The organism is Nocardia niwae NBRC 108934 = DSM 45340 (assembly GCF_001613465.1).
GTDB lineage: Bacteria > Actinomycetota > Actinomycetes > Mycobacteriales > Mycobacteriaceae > Nocardia > Nocardia niwae.
In genome coordinates, this window is sequence record NZ_BDCK01000074.1 from 1 (window position 1) to 4858 (window position 4858).

Annotated in this window: 1 protein-coding gene; it reads right to left on the reverse strand. The window is 72.4% G+C overall.

Features of this window, described 5'->3' with window-relative positions; translation table 11 throughout:
• The coding region (locus NNI01S_RS32835) for a type I polyketide synthase (protein WP_157115170.1) at positions 1–4858 on the reverse strand (4858 nt) is incomplete at both ends.

The window sequence follows — 4858 nt, forward strand, 5'->3', positions numbered from 1 at the left end:
GATCTTGCCGCCGACGGGCGCGCCTTCCGCCACATCCGGTGACGAGACACCCGCCGCGAGATCGGCCAGACCGGTGAGCATGGCCTCCCGGTCGCCCGCGACGACGACGCCGCGCCGATCGAACCGCGTGCGCGTGGTCAGCAGGGTGTGGGCGACGTCCGCCGGGTCCGCCTCCGGATGCGCCGCCACCCAGTCGCGCAGCCGCCCGGCTTGGGCGCGCAGGCCCGCTTCGGTTTTCGCCGACACCACCAGCGGAACCATGTCCCCGCCCGCGGCGGGAGCGTCCGTGGTGACCGGCGCGGTGGCGTGCTCCGCGCCCGCGGCGGCCTCCTCGAGGATCAGGTGCGCGTTGGTGCCGCTGATGCCGAACGAGGACACGCCGGCCCGGCGCACCCGGTCCACCGACGCGGGCCACGGCCGTTCCTCGGTGAGCAGCCGCACCGATCCCGCCGACCAATCCACGTGCGGCGAGGGCGCGTCCACGTGCAGCGTCTTCGGCAAGGTCTCGTGCCGCAGCGCCTGCACGATCTTGATCACGCCGCCGACACCCGAGGCGGCCTGCGAATGACCGATATTCGATTTCAGGGAACCGACCCACAACGGTTCGGCGCGCCCTTGTCCGTAGGTCGCGATCAACGCCTGCGCCTCGATCGGATCACCCAGCGGCGTGCCCGTGCCGTGGGCCTCCACCACGTCCACATCCGCGGGCGACAACCCCGCCGCGGCCAGCGCCGCCGCGATCACCCGCTCCTGCGACGGACCGTTCGGCGCGGTCAAACCATTGCTCGCACCGTCCTGATTCACCGCCGAACCACGAATAACCGCCAGCACCTCGTGCCCCGCGCGCCGCGCGTCCGACAAACGCTCCAACACCAGCACACCCACGCCCTCGGACCAGCCCACGCCGTCGGCGGACGCGGAGAACGCCTTACAGCGCCCGTCGCGCGACAACCCGCGCTGGCGGGAGAACTCCAAGAACATGAACGGTGTAGACATCACCTGCGCGCCACTGGCCAGCACCAGCGAACTCTCCCCTTGGCGCAGCGCCTGACAGGCCAGATGAATCGCCACCAGCGACGACGAACACGCCGTGTCCACGGTGACCGCCGGGCCTTCCAACCCCAGCGTGTAGGCCACCCGGCCGGAGAGCACGCTGCTGGTCGAGCCGGTACCGACATAGCCTTCCGCGATCGCGCCCGCGGCTTTGGCGATCTCCTCGTAGTCCTGGTACGACACGCCGGTGAAGACGCCGGCGTCGCTGCCCCGCAACGACGCCGGGTCGATGCCGGCGTGCTCCAGTGCTTCCCACGACGCCTCGAGCAGCAAGCGCTGCTGCGGATCCATGGCCGACGCCTCGCGCGGCCCGATCCCGAAGAACCCCGCGTCGAACTCCGCGACTTCGGCGAGGAAGCCGCCGTACCGCAGGTACGAGGTCCCGGAGTGGTCGGGGTCGGGATGGAACAGCCGGTCCAGATCCCAGCCGCGATCGGCCGGGAACTCGCCGATCGCGTCCGTTCCGGCCGCCACCAGCTCCCACAGTCCGTCGGGTGAGCTAGCGCCGCCCGGGTACCGGCAGCTCATTCCCACGATCGCGATGGGCTCGTCGGTGCGGACGCGGCGTTTGACCCGGGCGGCGCGGCCCGCTTCGGCCTCGTCCCCGTCACCGACCCGGGAGCGCACGAACGCGGCCACCGCCGCGGCGGTGGGGTGGTCGAACACCAGCGTGGACGGCAGCTGCACGCCGGTGGCCTTGGCGAGACGATTGCGGAACTCCACCCCGGCCAGCGAATCGAAGCCCAGTTCGGTGAACGGCGCGGCGGGATCGACGGCGTCGCCGGAGATATGGCCGAGCACACCGGCGACCTGTTCGCGCACGACATCCAGCACGATCGCCGGACGATCGTGTTCCGGCGCGGCGGCCAGGCGACGCGCCAATGTCCCGCTCGTGTCGGCGGCCCGCCGCACGGGCACCGCGACGATCGACTGCAACAGCCGCGGCAGCGCCCCTTCGCGGGCCTGGACCGCCAGCGCCTCGGTATCGAACTCCGTCGCGATCAGGACCGGCGACGGCGCGGCGACGGCGCGATCGAACAGCGCCAAACCGTCCGCCGTGGTCAACGGCCGCACGCCGAGACGGCCCATCCGCGCCATCGCCGCACCGCCCAGACCGCTGGTCATGCCGATGCTCTGGTTCCACGAGCCCCATGCGATCGATACCGCGGGCGAGCCCGCCGCGCGCCGCTGGAACGCCAGCGCGTCCAGGAACGCGTTCGCCGCCGCATAGTTGCCCTGGCCGGGGGAGCCCACCACACCCGCGACCGACGAGAACAGCACAAATGCCGCGAGGTCGCGGGTCAGCTCGTGCAGATGCCACGCGGCGTCGGCCTTCGACGCCAGTACGCGATCGAGCTGCCCGGTGGTCAGGGTCTCGATGGTGGCGTCGTCGAGCACACCCGCGGAATGGATCACCGCGCTGGGTGCGAATTCGCCGGGCAGTCCGGCAAGCAGCGCCGCGACCGCGGCCCGATCGCTCACGTCGCAGGCCGCCACGCGCACCTGCGCGCCTGCGGCGGTCAGCTCGCTCACCAGCGTGGGCACCCCGTCGGCGTGTTCACCGCGCCGCGACACCAGCACCAGTCGCCGCACGCCGTGCGTGGCGACGACGTGCCGAGCCAGCTCCGCGCCCAGGCCGCCGGTGCCGCCGGTGATCAGCACCGCGCCCGTGCCGAACGAATTGCCGTCCGCCGTGACCGCCGCGTGCTGCTTGCGCAGTCGCGGGACGCGCAAGCCACCGCCGCGCACGGCCAGCTGCGGCTCGTCCGACCGCACCGCCGCGGTGACCATCTCGGCGGTGACCTCGTCCTCCGGGGAAGCGTCGAGGAGAACGAACCGGCCGGGGTGCTCGGCCTGGGCACTGCGCACCAGTCCGCACACCGCGGCACTCGCCGGGTCCGGCCGCTCGTCCGGCAGGCCGGCTGCTCCGCGGGTCAGGATCACCAGCCGCGACTCGTGCCCTCCCCCTGCCTGCCACGACTGCAACAGCTCCAGTGTCGCTCGCAGCCGGTCTCGCGTCCGTGCCATCGTGTCGCTTTCGGCACCGGTGGGCGACCACACGACGATCTCCGGCGCCGGCTCACCGAGCAGATCGGCGAGTTCCGCGCCGCGCAGTTCGGCACCGGCCACGTCCGCGTCGCCGAGCAGCGCGACCGTCGCGGCCGTTGCGCCCTGGGCCGCCGGCACCGGTACCCATTCGATGTCCGACAAGGAGGCGCGCCGCCCGGCTCCGCGGCCGAGCGCCTCGGCGTCCACCGGGCGAGCGGTGAGCGATTCCAGGCTCAGCACGGGCGCACCGGTGTCGTCGACGGCGGTCACCCGGACGCGTCCGGCGCCCGAGCGCTCCAGCCGCACCCGGACGGCGTCCGTCCCCGCGCGGTACAGCCGGGCGCCGCCGAACGAGAACGGCAGCGGCAGCCTGCCCGTGGGCATGTCCTGGGCGAGTTCGGTGATCGCGGTGTGGAAGGCGGCGTCCAACAGGGCCGGGTGCATCCCGAAAGCCCTTGCCTGCTCGCCCGATTCGGCCGGCAGCGACACCTCCGCGAGCAGGTCGTCACCGTCGCGCCAGGCCGACGTGACGCCCTGGAACACCGGACCGTAATCGAACCCGAGGCGCGCCAGCTGGTCGTAGAGCCGGTCGACCGGCACCGGTTCGGCCCCGGCCGGCGGCCATTCCGTGTCCGCCGCCGAGGCGGCCCATCCCGATTCGACCCACGCGGGCACACCTTCCGTCCCGGGGGCGAGGATGCCGTTGGCATGCGGCACCCACTCGCCCGCATCGGCATCCTCGGCCGCGACCGCGCGCGAATAGACGACGAACCGGCGCGCACCCGCCTCGTCGGCGGGTTCGACGGTCAACTGGATATCGACCACGGTGTTCTCGGCGAGCAGCAGCGGCGCTTCCAGCAGCAGTTCCTCGACGAGGCCGGTGCCGAGCCGGGCGCCCGCGGTCAGCGCCAGTTCTACGAAGGCGGTGCCCGGCAGCAGCACCGATCCGAAGGCGACGTGGTCGGCCAGCCACGGATGGGTCCGAACCGACAGCCGGCCGGTGAACAGCCATTCGTCCCGCCCGGCCAACGGCACGGCGCCGGTGAGCATCGGATGATCCGATGACTTCAGTGACGCCTCGATCGCGAGCGGTTCCAACCAGTACCGCTGTCGTTGGAACGCATACGTCGGCAGCGCCACACGGGTCAGCGGCCGACCGGCGAACAGCGGCCGCCAGTGCACGTCGATACCGGCCGTGTGGGCGTGCGCGAGCATGGTGACGTACTGCGTCACCTCGTCGGTCGAACGACGTGACGCGGCGGTCACCATCGACTCGGCTTCCGCCTCCGGGTGTTCGGCCAGGCACCGGCGTGTCGTCGCCGCGAGCACCGCGTCCGGGCCGATTTCGACGAAGCGGCGGACCCCGGCGGTCACCAGGGCGTCCACGCCCGGCGCGAACCGCACACAACCGCGCAACTGCTCGACCCAGTATCCCGGGTCGGTCAGTTCGGCCTCGGCGAGCATGCCGGAGACATTCGACACCACCGCCACCGTCGGCGTCCGGTACGTCAGCCGCTGGGCGACGGCCCGGAATTCGGCCAGCATGGGATCCATCCGCGCGGAATGGAACGCATGGCTGACACGCAGCCGGGATGTCTTGACCCCCGCATCCGACAGCTGTCGCTCGACCCGATCGATGGCGTCCGCGTCACCGGAGATCACCACCGACGACGGGCCGTTGACCGCCGCTACCGACAGCGCGTCCCCGTGCGCGGCGGTGAGCTCGACGGCGCGCTCCTCGGTCACCGCGGCCGCG